This is a genomic window from Phenylobacterium sp. RIFCSPHIGHO2_01_FULL_69_31 (assembly GCF_001824475.1).
Taxonomy (GTDB): domain Bacteria; phylum Pseudomonadota; class Alphaproteobacteria; order Caulobacterales; family Caulobacteraceae; genus Phenylobacterium.
On sequence record NZ_MHXN01000014.1, the window covers coordinates 398,792 to 413,267 of the forward strand.

General features: G+C 70.8%; 11 protein-coding genes. 5 read left to right on the top strand and 6 right to left on the bottom strand.

Annotated features, from left to right (window positions below):
* Positions 1-43: 43 nt before the first annotated feature.
* Genes A2790_RS11205 through argE form a run of 3 tightly spaced genes read left to right on the top strand, consistent with a single transcriptional unit; the run spans position 44 to position 3,000 of the window.
* Complete coding sequence (locus tag A2790_RS11205) at positions 44-1,252, top strand: threonine ammonia-lyase (protein ID WP_293391298.1); 1,209 nt, start codon at positions 44-46, stop codon at positions 1,250-1,252.
* A 12-nt stretch (positions 1,253-1,264) separates the two neighbouring features.
* Positions 1,265-1,774: an FKBP-type peptidyl-prolyl cis-trans isomerase gene (locus A2790_RS11210; RefSeq protein ID WP_293391301.1), complete on the top strand. Its 510-nt coding sequence runs from the start codon at positions 1,265-1,267 to the stop codon at positions 1,772-1,774.
* A gap of 56 nt (positions 1,775-1,830) precedes the next feature.
* On the top strand, positions 1,831-3,000 hold the full coding sequence (gene argE, locus A2790_RS11215) for an acetylornithine deacetylase (protein WP_293391304.1): 1,170 nt from the start codon (positions 1,831-1,833) through the stop codon (positions 2,998-3,000).
* Here the strand turns inward: argE and A2790_RS11220 are convergent.
* Positions 2,984-4,015, bottom strand: a complete 1,032-nt coding sequence (locus A2790_RS11220; protein ID WP_293391307.1) for a glycosyltransferase family 2 protein — start codon at positions 4,013-4,015, stop codon at positions 2,984-2,986. The two genes, argE and A2790_RS11220, sit on opposite strands and share 17 nt — an antisense overlap.
* A 33-nt stretch (positions 4,016-4,048) precedes the next feature.
* On the opposite strand from A2790_RS11220, the gene rfbC reads away from it, so the two are divergent.
* Complete coding sequence (gene rfbC / locus A2790_RS11225) at positions 4,049-4,600, top strand: dTDP-4-dehydrorhamnose 3,5-epimerase (protein ID WP_293391310.1); 552 nt, start codon at positions 4,049-4,051, stop codon at positions 4,598-4,600.
* Here rfbC and queG read toward each other — a convergent pair.
* The 4 genes from queG to A2790_RS11245 all read right to left on the bottom strand — a co-directional run bounded on the left by queG (position 4,597) and on the right by A2790_RS11245 (position 8,545).
* Positions 4,597-5,721, bottom strand: a complete 1,125-nt coding sequence (gene queG, locus A2790_RS11230; RefSeq protein ID WP_293391313.1) for a tRNA epoxyqueuosine(34) reductase QueG — start codon at positions 5,719-5,721, stop codon at positions 4,597-4,599. The two genes, rfbC and queG, sit on opposite strands and share 4 nt — an antisense overlap.
* A complete protein-coding gene (locus A2790_RS11235; protein ID WP_293391316.1) occupies positions 5,702-6,391 on the bottom strand; it encodes a glutathione S-transferase family protein in 690 nt (229 codons plus the stop codon). The genes queG and A2790_RS11235 overlap by 20 nt, the downstream gene beginning before the upstream one ends.
* An 80-nt stretch (positions 6,392-6,471) precedes the next feature.
* Positions 6,472-7,416 carry a cation diffusion facilitator family transporter gene (locus tag A2790_RS11240; protein ID WP_293391319.1) on the bottom strand — a complete coding sequence of 315 codons (945 nt, stop codon included), beginning with the start codon at positions 7,414-7,416 and terminating at the stop codon, positions 6,472-6,474.
* A 55-nt stretch (positions 7,417-7,471) separates the two neighbouring features.
* Entirely contained in the window at positions 7,472-8,545 is a 1,074-nt protein-coding gene (locus A2790_RS11245; protein WP_293391322.1) for a citrate synthase/methylcitrate synthase, read from the bottom strand.
* A gap of 80 nt (positions 8,546-8,625) precedes the next feature.
* Here A2790_RS11245 and A2790_RS11250 point away from each other — a divergent pair, with 80 nt between their 5' ends.
* Positions 8,626-9,795 carry a citrate synthase gene (locus tag A2790_RS11250; RefSeq protein ID WP_293391325.1) on the top strand — a complete coding sequence of 390 codons (1,170 nt, stop codon included), beginning with the start codon at positions 8,626-8,628 and terminating at the stop codon, positions 9,793-9,795.
* A 132-nt stretch (positions 9,796-9,927) separates the two neighbouring features.
* Here the strand turns inward: A2790_RS11250 and gltB are convergent, their stop codons facing one another.
* Entirely contained in the window at positions 9,928-14,472 is a 4,545-nt protein-coding gene (gene gltB / locus A2790_RS11255) for a glutamate synthase large subunit (RefSeq protein ID WP_293391328.1), read from the bottom strand.
* Between the last annotated feature and the right edge of the window lie 4 nt (positions 14,473-14,476).

The window sequence follows — 14,476 nt, forward strand, 5'->3', positions numbered from 1 at the left end:
CCGTCGTTAGGTTGCGCGCCTTTCCGAACAGCCGGCCGCGCCCATGACCCTCGCCTTCGACGACATCCTTGCCGCACAAGCGCGGCTCAAGGGTCATATCGAGCGCACGCCGTGCCGCTTCTCCAAGACCCTGTCCGAAATCACCGGCGCCCAGGTCTGGGTGAAGTTCGAGAACCTCCAGTTCACGGCGGCCTACAAGGAGCGCGGCGCGCTCAACAAGCTGCTGCAGCTGGGCGAGAACGTGCGCTCGCGGGGCGTGATCGCCGCCTCGGCCGGCAACCACAGCCAGGGGCTGGCCTATCACGCCGCCCGGCTGGGCATCCCCGTGACCATCGTCATGCCCAAGGGCACGCCCTTCGTGAAGGTCCAGCAGACCCGCGCCCACGGTGCCGAGGTGGTGATCGACGGCGACGGCTACGATGAGGCCTCGGCCACCGCCCGCAAGCTCTGCGACGAGCGCGAACTCACCTTCGTCCACCCGTTCAACGACGAGGACGTCATGGCCGGGCAGGGCACCGTGGCCCTGGAGATGCTGGAGGACGTGCCGGACCTGGAGATCCTGCCGGTCCCCATCGGCGGCGGCGGCCTCATCGCGGGCATGGCCACGGCCGCCAAGCACCTGAAGCAGGACATCCAGGTGATTGGCCTGGAGCCGGCCATGTTCCCCTCGTTCACCGCCAAGATGCGCGGCGTCCAGATGGCCCAGAGCGGCGGCGGCGCCACCATCGCCGAGGGCATCGCCGTCAAGGCCGTGGGGGACCTCAGCTATGCCGTGGCCCGGCCGTTGCTGGACGACGTGCTGCTGATCGAGGAGCCGTTCTTCGAGCGGGGCATCGCGCTCTACTGCAATGTCGAAAAGACCGTGGTGGAGGGCGCCGGCGCGGCCTCGCTGGCGGCGCTGCTGGCCTATCCGGAGCGGTTCCGCGGCAAGAAGTGCGGCCTGGTGATCACCGGCGGCAACATCGACACCCGCCTGCTGGCGTCGGTGCTGACGCGCGAGCTGGTGCGCGAGAGCCGCATCGTCAGCCTGCGCATAATCGGCGACGATCGCCCCGGCCTGCTGGCCAACGTTTCGGCGATCATCGGCCAGATGGGCGCCAACATCATCGAGGTGGCGCACAACCGCCTGGCGCTGGACGTGCCGGCCAAGGGCGCCGAGTTCGACGTGATGATCGAGACCCGCGACGCCCAGCACACCCAGGAGGTGATGGACGCCCTGCGGGAACGCGGCTACCCGCCGCGCGTCGTCTGAGGACCTGATCTGATGAAGCGCACCCTGATCCTCCTGGCCGCCGCCCTGGCCCTTACCGCTTGCCAGCCCAAGGCCGGCAAGGACGCGGCCGCCGCGCCGCCGACCGAACAATCCGCCGCCAGCAAGGCGTTCATGGACAAGACCGCCAAGGAAGCCGGCGTGAAGGTCCTGCCGTCCGGCCTCGCCTACAAGGTGGTGCGCTCGGGCCCCGAGACGGGCCTGAAGCCCCAGCTCTCCGACGAGGTGAAGGTCCACTACGAGGGCAAGCTGGAGGACGGCTCGGTCTTCGACAGCTCGTACGAGCGCGGCCAGCCCGCCGCCATGCCGCTGCGGGGCCTGATCCCCGGCTGGCAGGAGGCCCTCCAGCTCATGCGCCCGGGCGACGAGTGGATCCTCTACGTTCCCTCGAACCTGGGCTACGGCAATGACGCGGCCGGCCAGATCCCGCCCGGCTCGCCGCTGATCTTCAAGATCGAGCTGATCGACGTCCTGCCCGGCCCGGGGCGAATCCAGCAGGGCTGAGTCCTTTCCGCGCGCCGGGGGTGTGAGGCCGGAGATTGCCGGTCTATGCCTAGGCGATGAGCGCTGATCTCTACCCCGCCGCCCGGGACCTGCTGGCCCGACTCGTCGCCTTCGACACCACTTCCCGCGGCTCGAACCTCGAACTGGTCGAATGGGTCGAGGGCTATTTGGGCGGCCTCGGCGTCCCGCACCGACGAGTACCGAACGCGGACGGCTCCAAGTCGAACCTGATGGCCACCATCGGCCCGGTCATCGCCGGTGGCGTCGTGCTGTCCGGCCACACCGACGTGGTGCCGGTCGACGGCCAGCCCTGGACCAGCAACCCGTTCGAGCTGACGGAGAAGGGCGAGCGCCTCTACGGCCGCGGAACCTGCGACATGAAGGGCTTCCTGGCCCTCGCCCTCGCCGCCGCGCCGGAGCTCGCCAAGACGGCGAAGAAGCCCGTCCATCTGGCCTTCTCCTACGACGAGGAGATCGGCTGTCTTGGCGCGCCTAGCATGATCGCGGTCATCCGGCGCGAACTGCCGCCGCCGGCGGTGGTGGTGGTCGGCGAGCCCACCAACATGGAGGCGGTGAATGGCCACAAGGGCATCGCCACCTTCCACGTCACCGTCGCCGGCCGCGAGTGCCACTCCAGCCAGCCGCACCTGGGCGTGTCGGCGGTGATGGAGGCGGTCAAGCTGATGAGCTCGCTGAACCAGCTCTCGGCGCGCCTGTGGGACGAGGCCGACCCCGCCTCGCCCTTCACACCCAAGGGACCCACCTTGACCATCGGCATGGTCAGCGGGGGCACGGCGCACAACATCATCGCCCGCGAATGCACCTTCGTGTTCGACGTCCGCTCGCCCGGCCCGCGCACGCCGGAAGAGATCGTGGCGCCGTTCCTGGCCGAGGCCGCCGAGCTGGACCGCGCCCTGAAGGCCCGCGCGCCCGAGGCCGGCGTTGTGGTCGAGCTGCGCACCAATGTGCCGCCATTCCAACCCGAACCGGACGGCGCCGCCGAGGCCTTCGCTCGCCGCATGGCTGGCGACAACGGGCCGCCCCGCGTGGTCGCCTTCGCCGCCGAGGCCGGCCAGTTCCAGCAGGCCGGGTTCTCGACCGTGATCTGCGGCCCGGGCTCCATCGATCAGGCCCACCAGCCCGACGAGTTCGTCGAGATCGCCCAGATGCAGCGCGGCGCCCTCTTCATGCGGCGACTGATCGAATGGGCTAGCGAAGCGCCCTGAGCGGCCGGATTACCGGGCGGCGGCCCGAGAGGTCCCGGGGGTTCCAGGTCATGGCGCGGGAGATTTCGCCCAGGCCCGCCTTGCGCCGGCGCTGAACCGCGGCGCGGCTGCGGAACATCTTCGGCGCCCCCGCGAACGCCGCCGCCACCGCGCGCAGGATCAGCCGGATGTGGGGGCGGTTGTCCTTCTTCAGGTAGATCAGCACCAGCGACGCCAGGTGCAGCGGGACCACCAGCGGCAGCAGCAAGGCCGGCGTGTTCTTGAACAGCACCCAGAAGCGGTTGCGCGTGCCGTGGAACACCGCGAACTCCGACTTGCGCCCGCCCGACGAGGCCGAGCCCACGTGGTGGATGGTGGCGTCCGGGACCAGCAGGGTCGGCTCACCGGCAAGCTGCAGGCGATAGCCCAGGTCCACGTCCTCGCCGTAGCAGAAGAAGTCCTCGTCGAACCCGCCCAGCTCCAGGAACAGCTGGCGGTCGATCATCATCGCCGCGCCGCACGGGCTGAACACCTCGCCCTCCCGCGCCTGGCCCTGGTCGGGATTGAGATAGCCGCCGCGATAGGGGATGCCGGTGATGCTCATCACATCGCCCAGCCCGTCCAGCAGCCCGGGCTCGCCCTCCACCATCTGGCGCGAGGTGAAGGAGGCGACCTGCGGATGCCGCCCGGCCGCCTCGACCAGCTTCGCCAGCCAGTCGGGCTCCGCGTAGGCGTCCGGGTTGAGCAGCACGTACCAGCGGCCGCGCCCCTCCCGGGCGCCCTGGTTGCCGGCGCCGGTGAAGCCCAGGTTCTCCGTATTGCGGATCAGCCGCACCCACGGGAACTCGGCCGCGATCGCCGCGTCGCCCGGATCGGGCGAATCGTTGTCGATCACCAGGGCTTCGAAATCGCGGAACGTCTGGGCGCCCAGCCGCTGCAGGCAGGTGCGCAGGGTCGGCCCCGAGTTGTAGGCGATCACGCAGACGGTCACCTGCGGCGGGTGTTCGGCCTTGTCTTCGTCGTCCTGCTGCGCCATGCGACAGCTACATCCCACACGATCCGGAAGCCCATGACGATCACGCCGCTCGCCATCCCCGACGTCCTGCTTATCACGCCGAAGCGCCATGGCGATGCGCGGGGCTGGTTCTCCGAGACGTGGAGCCAGAAGGCCCTGGCCGGCACCGTGGCCGACACGACGTTCGTGCAGGACAACCAGGCCTTCAGCTCGACCAAGGGCATCATCCGCGGCCTGCACTTCCAGAAATCGCCGAACGCCCAGGGCAAGCTGATCCGGGCGCTGCGGGGCGCGATCTTCGACGTGGCGGTGGACGTGCGGCCGGGCTCGGCCACCTACGGCCGGTGGGTCAGCGCCGAGCTGACGGCCGAGGGCGGCGAGCAGCTCTGGGTGCCGCGCGGGTTCGCCCACGGCTACTGCACCCTGACCGCCGAGTGCGAGATCTTCTACAAGGTCGACGCGCCCTATTCGCCGGGCGACGAGGGCGGTGTCATCTGGAACGACCCGGACCTGGGCATCCCCTGGCCCCTGGACGGCGAGCCGCTCCTTTCCGACAAGGACACCAAGCTGCCGCGCCTGAAGGACCTCGGCCCCGTCGCCTTCTAGGCGGCCCACTCTTGGGCGACGTCGGGATCGGCCTCCGCGCCGGCCCGGCCCGCCCGCAGCGCTGCAAAGCTCGCCGGGTCCACCAGCCGGCACAGCGCCCAGACGGCGGCCCCGCGCACCAGCGGCGAGGGATCGTCCAACAGGCGCGTGGCCTCCGCGGCGAGCGCCGGATCGCCGCTGTTCCCGATGGCGTACAGCACGTTGCGGACGAAGCGATCGCGGCCAATCCGCTTCACCGGGTTCTTGGAGAACAGCGCCCGGAACGCCGCATCGTCCAACCGGGCCAGCTCGGCCAGCGAGGGCGCCGTCAGGGCCTCCCGCGCCGCCAGTTTCTGTTCGCGTCCAGCTTGCGCGAACTTGTTCCACGGGCAGACCGCCAGGCAGTCGTCGCAGCCGTAGATCCGGTTGCCGAGCGCGGGCCGGAATTCGCGCGGGATCGGCCCCTTCAGCTCGATGGTCAGATACGAGATGCAGCGCCGGGCATCCAGCTGGTAGGGCGCCGGGAAGGCGTTCGTCGGGCAGACATCGAGGCAGGCCTGGCAGGTCCCGCAGCCGGCCGTCTCCAACGGGTCGGGCGCGAGCTCCAGCGTCGTCAGGATCGAGCCCAGGAACAGCCAGGAGCCATACTCGCGGCTGACCAGGTTGGTGTGCTTGCCCTGCCAGCCCAGGCCCGCCCGCGCCGCCAGCGGTTTCTCCAGCAGAGGCGCGGTGTCGACGAACACCTTCAGCTCGCCGCCGACCCGGGCCACCATCCAGCGCGCCAGCGCCTTCAGCCGCGCCTTGATCACCTCGTGGTAGTCGTCGCCCTGGGCGTAGACGCTGATCGCGCCGCGGTCCGGCTGGGCCAGCACCGCCAGGGGATCGTGGCCCGGGCCGTAATTCACGCCCAGCACGACGGCCGAGCGGGCGCCGTCCCACATGGCCCGCGGATGCCGGCGCCGCTCCAGCGTCTCGGCCATCCAGGCCATCTCGCCGTGCCGGCCCGCGCCCACGAACGCCTCCAGCCGCTCCGCCGCCGGCCAGGCCTCGTCGATGTCGGTGAAGCGGCAGAGGTCGAAGCCGAGCGCCGCCGCCTCGGCGCGGATCAGGTCTTCGGGCGCGTCAGAAGTCGAGGTCGTCATAGTGCCCGGCCGGGTGCAGGCCCGGCCAGCGGTCGTTGAGCAGCGGCCGGAACGCCGGCCGGGACTTCAGCTTCATGTACCACGTCTTCACGGCCGGGAACTCGCGCCACGGCATGTCGCCGAAATAGTCGATCACCGAGAAATGCGCCGCCGCCGCGAAGTCGGCCAGCGACAGCCGCTTGCCCGCCAGCCACTCCCGCGCCTGCAGGAGATCGTCCAGCATGAAGAGGTGGTTCTTCAGCGCCTCCTTGCCCTGGCGCAGGTTCGCCAGCTCCGGCGCCCCCAGGCCCAGGAGCCGCTTCTCGATCTTCTCGTGCAGGATGTAGCCCGAGGCCTCGAACTCGAACTTGCGCTCGAACCAGGTGACCAGCCGCCGCGCCTCGGCCCGCTCGGCGGGGTCCGGCGCCAGCAGCGGCGGGTCGGGATAGGCGTCCTCCAGGTGGCCCACGATGGCCAGCGGCTCGCACAGCACCAGCGGCGCGCGTCCGGCTTCGGCCTCCACCAGCACCGGCACCATGCCCGACGGGTTCATCTTGGTCAGCTCGCGCGGCCGCTCCCAGTAGCGCACCTGCACGTCCGCGAACGGCAGCCGCTTCTCGCCCAGCGCCAGGCGCACCTGGCGCGAGGCCGGGTCGAGCGGGAAGTGGTGGAGGGTGCGTTCGACGGTCATGTCAGTATGTACGGAAAGGGCCGCGCCTCATACGCGAATCGGTAGGAGGCCAACAGACGACCTCGATCTTAAGGGCGCGTTTACTGCGTTGAAGGGCCTGGGGTTTCAGCGAATGCGCCGCCATGCGGTTCCGCCCGGCCGCGCGGATCGGCGTGGATGATGATGTCCGCGGCCGGAAAGGCGGCGAGGATCCGCTTCTCCGCAGCCACGATCACCGCATGCGCCGCCTCGAGGGTCAGTTGCGGGTCGAGGTCGGCATGCATCTGGATGTGGACGTAGGGACCGGAGGCGCGTGTCCGCAGCTGGTGCACGTCGGTAAGCCGCGGGTCCTCCGTCGCTAGGGCCACGATCTGGGCCCGCTCCGCATCCGGCAGCTCGCGGTCCATCAGCTGGCCTGCCGCCTCGCGGAACACCCCGACTGCGCCCCACAGCAGCAGGGCGGCGATCACCAGCGCCGCCGCCGCGTCCAGCCCGTTGATGCCCAGCCAGGCCGAGGCGGCGATCCCCGCCAGGGCGATCAGGTTGGACGCCAGGTCCGTCGCATAGTGGGCGCGATCCCCGGAGACGGCGACCGACGCGGTCTTGCGCAGCACGCGGGTCTGGGCCGTGATCAGCACGCCCGTCAGCAAGGTCGAGACCGCCATCACCGCCACCGCCCAGCCCTCTTGCCGCAGCGGGTGTGGTTCCATGAAATCGCCTACCGCCTCGCGCGCGATCAGGGCGGCGGAGGCGAACACCAGCCCGGCCTGCAGCAGACTGGCGAAGGCCTCGGCCTTGCCGTGCCCGAACCGGTGCTCGGCGTCCGGCGGCGCCACGGCGTAGCGGACCGCGAAGGCGGTCGCCAGCGAGGCCACCAGGTCCAGCCCGGAGTCGGCCATGGACGCCAGCATCGCCGTAGAGTCCGAGGCGATCCAGGCCGCCAGCTTGATCACCACGAGCACCGCCGCCGTCGCCACCGACAGCATTGTCACCCGCCGGGTCAGGACGGCGGTCTCGGCGGGGGTGAGGCGGGCAGGCGCGGCCATGGCCCCCTAGTTAGCGCCGGCGATGCGCGCCGCCAGCGCTAACGACTCGCAGGGCTCAGGCCGCCTTGCGGGGCATTGGCCCCACATAGACGCTGGCCGGCCGGATCAGCCGTCCCCCGGCGAGCTGTTCGCGTGCGTGGGCCAGCCAGCCGGCCACCCGACCCATGGCGAAGACGCAGGTGAAGGCGCTGGGCGGGAAGTCGAGCGCCTCCAGCAGCAGCGCCGTATAGAATTCGACGTTGGTCTCCAGCGACCGGTCCGGCTTGTGCTCGCGCAGGATCGCCAGGGCCGCGGCCTCCACCGCCTCGGCGAACTCCAGCCGGCCCTGCCGCGCGTCCAGCCACCGGACCGCGGTCTTCAGCGCGTCGGCGCGGGGGTCGCGCACCTTGTAGATCCGGTGGCCGAAGCCCATCAGCCGGTCCCCCCGGGCCAGGGCCGCCTCAATCCAGGCCCGGGCGTTCGCGGGCTCGCCGATCTCGTCCAGCATCTCGATCACCGGCCCCGGCGCGCCGCCGTGCAGCGGCCCCTTCAGCGCACTGACCCCCGCGAGCACCGCCGAGGTGAGGCCCGCCCGCGTGGAGGCGACGACCCGCGCGGCGAAGGTCGAGGCGTTCAGCCCATGGTCGCTGACTGTGACGAGGTAGGTGTCCAGCGCGTCGGCCTCGGCCTTGGAGGGGTGTGCGCCCCGCAGCATGCGCAGGATGTCGACGCTGTGGCGAAGGGATGGGTCCGGCTCCACCGGCGCCTCGCCCGCCTGGGCGCGGACCACGGCGGCCGTGAACACCGCCGGCGCCGCCAGGAGGCGGAAGGCCGTGCGCACATCGTCGCCGTCGGCCAGCCGGGCGGTCAGGGCGCGCATGGCCTCTATGGGTGTCCGGTCCAGCAATCCGGTGTCCAGCGCCGAGACCTCGGCGAACACCTCGGCTCGCGCCCGGCCCAGCGCCGCCCAGACGTCGGCCGGCAGGTCACGGTAGAAGCCGCCGAACAGCAGGCCCACCGCGTCCTCGAAGGTCGTTTGCCCGGCCAGCTCGTCCAGCGATCGGCCCCGGATGATCAGCCGCCCGTTGGCGCCGTCCACCTCGCTCAGCACCGTTTCGGCGGCGACGACGCCTTCCAATCCATCGGACATCTCAGGTCTCCAATTCGCGTTCCGGCCCTTAGAAATGCCTCCGCGGTTGAAAGATCAAGATTGATCAATATGATCAATATATGCCGTCCCCCGACTGGATCCCCGCCGAAGAGGCCCAGGCCCGCCTGAACGTGCGCCCCCAGACCCTCTACGCCTACGTCAGCCGGGGGCGGGTCAGCGTACGCCCCGACCCCGGCGACCCGCGCCGCAGCCTCTACCGCGCCGCCGACATCGCCGCCCTGGCCGAGCGCAAGTCCCGCAGCCGCAAGATCTCCGACGTGGCGGCCGGCGCCATCTCCTGGGGCGAGCCGGTCCTGGCCTCCGCCATCACCACCGTCAGCGGCGGGCGGCTCTACTATCGGGGGCGCGACGCCATCCGCCTTGCCGACACCGAGACGCTGGAGTCGGTGGCCCGCCTCCTGCGCGGCGGCCACGGCGCGGCGCTCAAGCGCACCGACCGGCCCCCACCGCCCGCCGGGCCCGACATGCGGACACGGGGCTACCTGGCCCTGGCGCTGCGGGCCGCGGTCGATCCGCCTGCGCGAGGCCGAGCGCCCCTGGCCCTGGCCGTGGAGGCGGCGACCCTGCTGGACGTCCTGACCGACGCCATCGCCGGCGAGGTGGGCGGCGGCGCCATCCACAACAGACTGGCCCTGGCCTGGGGGCAGGGGCCGGGCGGTCCCGGCGCCGACCTGATCCGCCGCATCCTGGTGCTGGTGGCCGACCACGAGCTCAACGCCTCGGCCTTCGCCGCCCGGGTCGCGGCCTCCACGGGGGCCTCCCTGGCGGCGGCCGCCTTGGCCGGGCTCGCCACCCTGTCCGGCCCGCGCCACGGCGGCGCCACCGCCGCGGTGCTCAAGTTCGCCGCCGAAGCGGCCCAGATGGGCCCGCGCGAGGCCATCGCCGGCCGCCTCACCGACGACCGCGCCTTGCCGGGCTTCGGCCACAACCTCTATCCCGACGGCGATCCCCGGGCCGCCGCACTGCTGGACCGCTTCGCCCCGCCGCCCGAACTCGCGAAACTGCAGACGGCGGTGAAGGCGGTCACCGGCCTCGATCCCAACGTCGACTTCACCCTGATCGCCGCCAGCCAGGCGCTCCGGCTTCCCCCGGACGCCCCCTTCGCCCTCTTCAGCGTCGCCCGCTGCGCCGGCTGGATCGCCCACGCCATCGAACAGGGCCAGACCGATTCGCTGATCCGGCCGAGGGCCAGGTACGTGGGGCCGGAGCCTGAACCGTCCCTCCCTTAATGGGGAGGGACAGCGCGCGCAGCGCGCAGGGTGGGGCGGTATGGATCAGGCGCGGAGGTCAGAGCCAGGGCTCCGACTTCCCCACCCTGACCGCCTCGCGGTCTGTCCCTCCCCATTAAGGGAGGGACCCACTCAAGCCCGCTCGTGCACCCGCTCTTCGGCCTCCAGCGCGTGATCGAGCCGCCCGACCATCTCCTTCGGGCACACCTGCCAGAACCGCCCGACGGCCACGTCCCAGTTGCGCAGTAGGTCGCCGGCCAGGGCCGAGCCCGTCTCGCGGTGGTGCTCCTCCACCAGCGCCGTCAGCACGCCCTGCCAGTGGGCGCTGCCGGGCCGGCAGGTGACCACGCTCTCCGCGTTCAGCACCCGGTGGAAGGTGTCCTTCGGGTCGTAGACGAACGCCATGCCGCCGGTCATGCCGGCCGCGAAGTTGAAGCCCACCGGCCCCAGGATCACCGCCGTCCCGCCGGTCATGTACTCCAGCCCGTTCGCCCCGCAGCCCTCGATGACCGCGGTGGCCCCCGAGTTCCGCACGCCGAACCGCTCACCCGCCAAGCCCGCCGCGAACAGCCGCCCCGAAGTCGCCCCGTACAGCACCGTGTTGCCGATGATGGCGTTGCGGTGCGGCTGGGCCAGTTGCGGGGCGGGCCGGATCACGATGGTGGCGCCCGAAAGCCCCTTGCCCACGTAGTCGTTGGCCTCGCCGGTCACCTCCAGCCGCAGGCCCTGCACCGCGAAGGCGCCCAGACTCTGCCCCGCCGAGCCTTTGAGCTGCACCGTCAGGTGGCCGGGTTGCAGGCCGTCCAGGCCGAACTTGCGCACCATGTGCGAGGACGTCCGCGTCCCGATGGCGCGGGCCGTGTTCTGCACCGTGTAGGTGAGCTGCATCTTCTCGCCGCGCTCCAGCAACGGGGCGGCGTCGCGGACGATCTGGGCGTCCAGCGTGTCGGGCACCTCGTTGCGCCCGGCCACAGTGCAATAAGGCTTGTTGGCGCCGGGGTCGGCCCTCACCAGCAACGGGTTGAGGTCCAGGTCGTCCAGGTGCTCGCCGCCGCGGCTCACCTGCATGAGCAGGTCGGTGCGGCCGACCACGTCCTGCAGCGAGCGGGCGCCGATCCGGGCCAGGATCTCGCGCACCTCCTCGGCGATGAAGGTGAAGAGGTTGATCACCTTCTCGGGCGTGCCGGTGAACTTGGCGCGCAAGGCCTCGTCCTGGGTGCAGACCCCCACCGGACAGGTGTTGGAGTGGCACTGGCGCACCATGATGCAGCCCATGGCGATCAGGCTGGCCGTGCCGATCCCGAACTCCTCGGCGCCCAGCATGGCCGCGATCACCACGTCGCGGCCCGTGCGGATGCCGCCGTCCGCCCGCAGCCGCACGAAGTGGCGCAGGTTGTTCAGCGTCAGCACCTGGTGGGCCTCGGACAGGCCCATCTCCCACGGTCCGCCCGCGTACTTGATCGAGGTCTGGGGCGAGGCGCCGGTGCCCCCGACGTTGCCCGAGATCAGGATCACGTCCGCCTTGGCCTTGGCCACGCCGGCGGCGATGGCGCCGATGCCGGTCATCGACACCAGCTTCACCGTCACCCGGGCGTCGGGATTGATCTGCTTCAGGTCGTAGATGAGCTGCGCCAGGTCCTCGATCGAATAGATGTCGTGGTGCGGCGGCGGGCTGATCAGCATCACCCCCGGCGTCGCGTGGCGCAGCTTGGCGATCAGCTCCGTCACCTTGAACCCGGGCAGCTGTCCGCCTTCGCCCGGCTTGGCGCCCTGGCTGACCTTGATCTCGATCTCGCGGCACTGGTTCAGGTACTCGGCGGTCACGCCGAACCGGCCCGAGGCGATCTGCTTCACCGCCGAGTTGGGATTGTCGCCGTTGGGCAGCGGGCGATACCGGCTGCGATCCTCGCCCCCTTCGCCCGAGACGCTCTTCGCGCCGATCCGGTTCATGGCGATGTTCAGCACCCCATGCGCCTCGGGCCCCAGGGCCCCCAGGCTCATGCCCGGCGTCAGGAAGCGCTTGCGGATCTCGTTGACGCTCTCGACGTCCTCCAGCGGCGCCGGCTTGGCGTCGGGGCGGATGTCCAGTAGGTCCCGGAGTTGGATGGCCGGCAGGGTGCGCATGCCGTCCGCGAAGCGCTTGTAGATCTGGTAGTCGCCGGTATCGCAGGCGCGCTGGAGGGTGTGGATCATCCGCGCCTCGAAGGCGTGGGCCTCGCCCGAGCGCCGCGCCTTGTAGAAGCCGCCCACGGGCAGGCTGACCGCCGCCGGATCCCAGGCCTTGCGGTGCAGTTCGACCGCCTTGGCCTCCAGGCCCGCCAGGCCGATGCCTGAGATGCGCGAGGGCATGCCGGGGAAGAACTCGGCCACCAGGCTGCGCGACAGGCCGACGGCTTCGAAGTTGTAGCCGCCGCGGTACGAGGAGATCACCGAGATCCCCATCTTCGAGATGATCTTGAGCAGGCCGCCCTCGATCGCCTTCTTGTGGTTCAGGCACAGGTCGCGCAGCGTCAGCTCGCCCGTCAGGCCGCGCTCCAGCCGGTCCACATAGCTTTCCTGGGCCAGGTAGGCGTTCACGGCTGTCGCGCCCACGCCCACCAGGACGGCATAGGCATGGGTGTCCAGGCACTCGGCCGAGCGGACGATGATCGACACGTACGAGCGCAGGCCCTTGCCCACCAGCCAGGCATGCACCCCGCCGGTGGCCAGGATCATCGGCAGGGCCACGCGGTCGGCGCCCGTCGCCATGTCGCTGAGCACGATGGTGGAACAGCCGCGTAGCGCGGCCTCCTCGGCCTCGGCGCGGATGCGGTCCAGGTTGGCCCGCAGCGCATCGCCCGGCCGCGCGTCGGCCGCCGGGATCGGCATGGTGCAGTCGACCAGCGCGACGTTCTTCTCGCCGATCTCCTCGACCACCCGGTTGTACATCCCGTTGGTCAGCACCGGGCTTTCCATCACGAAGACGTCGGCCTGGGTCTCGTTCTCGGCCAGGATGTTGCCCAGGTTCTTGAACCGGGTCTTCAGGCTCATCACCGCCGTCTCGCGCAGGGAGTCGATGGGCGGGTTGGTCACCTGGCTGAAGTTCTGGCGGAAGAAGTGGCTTAAGGGACGGTAGCCGTCGGACAGCACCGCCAGCGGCGTGTCATCGCCCATCGAACCGACGGCTTCCTTCGCGTCCTCCACCATGGGGGCCAGAATCAGCTCCAGGTCCTCGAGCGTGATGCCGGCCGCGGCCTGGCGGCGCACCAGTTCCTCACGGCCATAGAGGCGCGGTTCCGGCCCGGGGCCGATCTTCTCCTCCAGATCCACCATGTTGCCGAGCCAGCGGTCATAGGGGTGCTGGGCGGCCAGCCGGTCGAGGATGCCCTCTTCGTCGTAGAGCCGGCCCTCCACCAGGTCGATCGCGAGCATTCGGCCGGGCTCGATGTGCGCCTTGCGCACGATGCGGCTCTCCTCGACCCGGCACATGCCGGCCTCGGAGCCCACGATCAGCAGGCCGTCCGACGTCTGGGCCACGCGCAGGGGGCGCAGGCCGTTGCGGTCCTTGCCGGCCACCACCCAGCGGCCGTCGCTGGCGCAGATCGCCGCCGGGCCGTCCCACGGCTCCATGACGGCGTTGCAGTAGGAGTAGAGCGCCCGGTGGGCCGGCTTCATCTGCTCGGCCGAGCGGGTGTTCCACGCCTCCGGGATCAGCAGCGCCTTGGCCATGGGCGCGTCGCGGCCCGCGCGGACCAGCACCTCGAAGGTGTTGTCCAGGGCCGCGGAGTCCGAGACGCCGGGCTGGATCACCGGCTTGATGTCGTCCTGGTAGTCGCCGAACGCCGAGGCCGCCATGCGGATCTCGTGGCTCTTCATCCAGTTGACGTTGCCCTTCAGCGTGTTGATCTCGCCGTTGTGGGCCAGCATCCGGAACGGCTGGGCCAGCCGCCATTCCGGGAAGGTGTTGGTGGAATAGCGCTGGTGGAAGATCGCCACCGCCGCCTGGAACCGCGGGTCGGTCAGGTCGGGATAGAAGGCGTCGATGCTCTCGGCCAGGAACATGCCCTTGTAGATCAGGGCCCGGGCCGACAGGGAGCAGATGTAGAAGTGCTGGATGTTTGCCTGGGCGACCCGCTTCTCGATCCGCTTGCGGCAGAGGAACAGCGCCCGCTCCAGCGCCTCGCCGTCCATGCCCTTGGGGGGCGAGAGCATGATCTGCTCGATCTCGGGCCGGGTGGCGTTGGCCTTCTCGCCGATCACCGAGGTGTCGGTGGGCACCTGCCGCCAGCCGTAGATGTAGAAGCCGAAGCGCAGCACCTCGGACTCCACGATGGTCCGGGCCGCCTCCTGGGCGCCCAGGTCCACGCGCGGCAGGAACACCTGGCCCACGGCGATGGGGCCCGGCCGCACCACGTGGCCGATGCGCTCGACGTGGGCGGCGAAGAAGTCCTGCGGGACCGAGACCAGCACCCCCGCGCCGTCGCCGGTCTTGCCGTCGGCGTCCACCGCGCCCCGGTGCCAGACGGCCTTCAGCGCCCGGATGGCCAGCTCCACCACCTCGCGGCGCGGCTTGCCGTCGATGGCGCAGACCAGCCCCACGCCGCAGGCGTCATGCTGGGCGGTGATGTCGTAGCCGCCGTTGGCCTCCAGCAGCAGCTGCCGGTCGCGTTCGTAGCGGGCGAGGATGTCGTCGGTCATCGGC

What these genes read in the sequence shown, in the direction of transcription:
- A2790_RS11210 (WP_293391301.1), top strand. Translation starts at nt 1,265, where the DNA reads ATGAAGCGCACCCTGATCCTCCTGGCCGCCGCCCTGGCCCTTACCGCT.
- A2790_RS11220 (WP_293391307.1), bottom strand. Translation starts at nt 4,015, where the DNA reads ATGGCGCAGCAGGACGACGAAGACAAGGCCGAACACCCGCCGCAGGTG.
- argE (WP_293391304.1), top strand. Translation starts at nt 1,831, where the DNA reads ATGAGCGCTGATCTCTACCCCGCCGCCCGGGACCTGCTGGCCCGACTC.
- rfbC (WP_293391310.1), top strand. Translation starts at nt 4,049, where the DNA reads ATGACGATCACGCCGCTCGCCATCCCCGACGTCCTGCTTATCACGCCG.
- A2790_RS11235 (WP_293391316.1), bottom strand. Translation starts at nt 6,391, where the DNA reads ATGACCGTCGAACGCACCCTCCACCACTTCCCGCTCGACCCGGCCTCG.
- gltB (WP_293391328.1), bottom strand. Translation starts at nt 14,472, where the DNA reads ATGACCGACGACATCCTCGCCCGCTACGAACGCGACCGGCAGCTGCTG.
- queG (WP_293391313.1), bottom strand. Translation starts at nt 5,721, where the DNA reads ATGACGACCTCGACTTCTGACGCGCCCGAAGACCTGATCCGCGCCGAG.
- A2790_RS11250 (WP_293391325.1), top strand. Translation starts at nt 8,626, where the DNA reads ATGCCGTCCCCCGACTGGATCCCCGCCGAAGAGGCCCAGGCCCGCCTG.
- A2790_RS11240 (WP_293391319.1), bottom strand. Translation starts at nt 7,416, where the DNA reads ATGGCCGCGCCTGCCCGCCTCACCCCCGCCGAGACCGCCGTCCTGACC.
- A2790_RS11205 (WP_293391298.1), top strand. Translation starts at nt 44, where the DNA reads ATGACCCTCGCCTTCGACGACATCCTTGCCGCACAAGCGCGGCTCAAG.
- A2790_RS11245 (WP_293391322.1), bottom strand. Translation starts at nt 8,545, where the DNA reads ATGTCCGATGGATTGGAAGGCGTCGTCGCCGCCGAAACGGTGCTGAGC.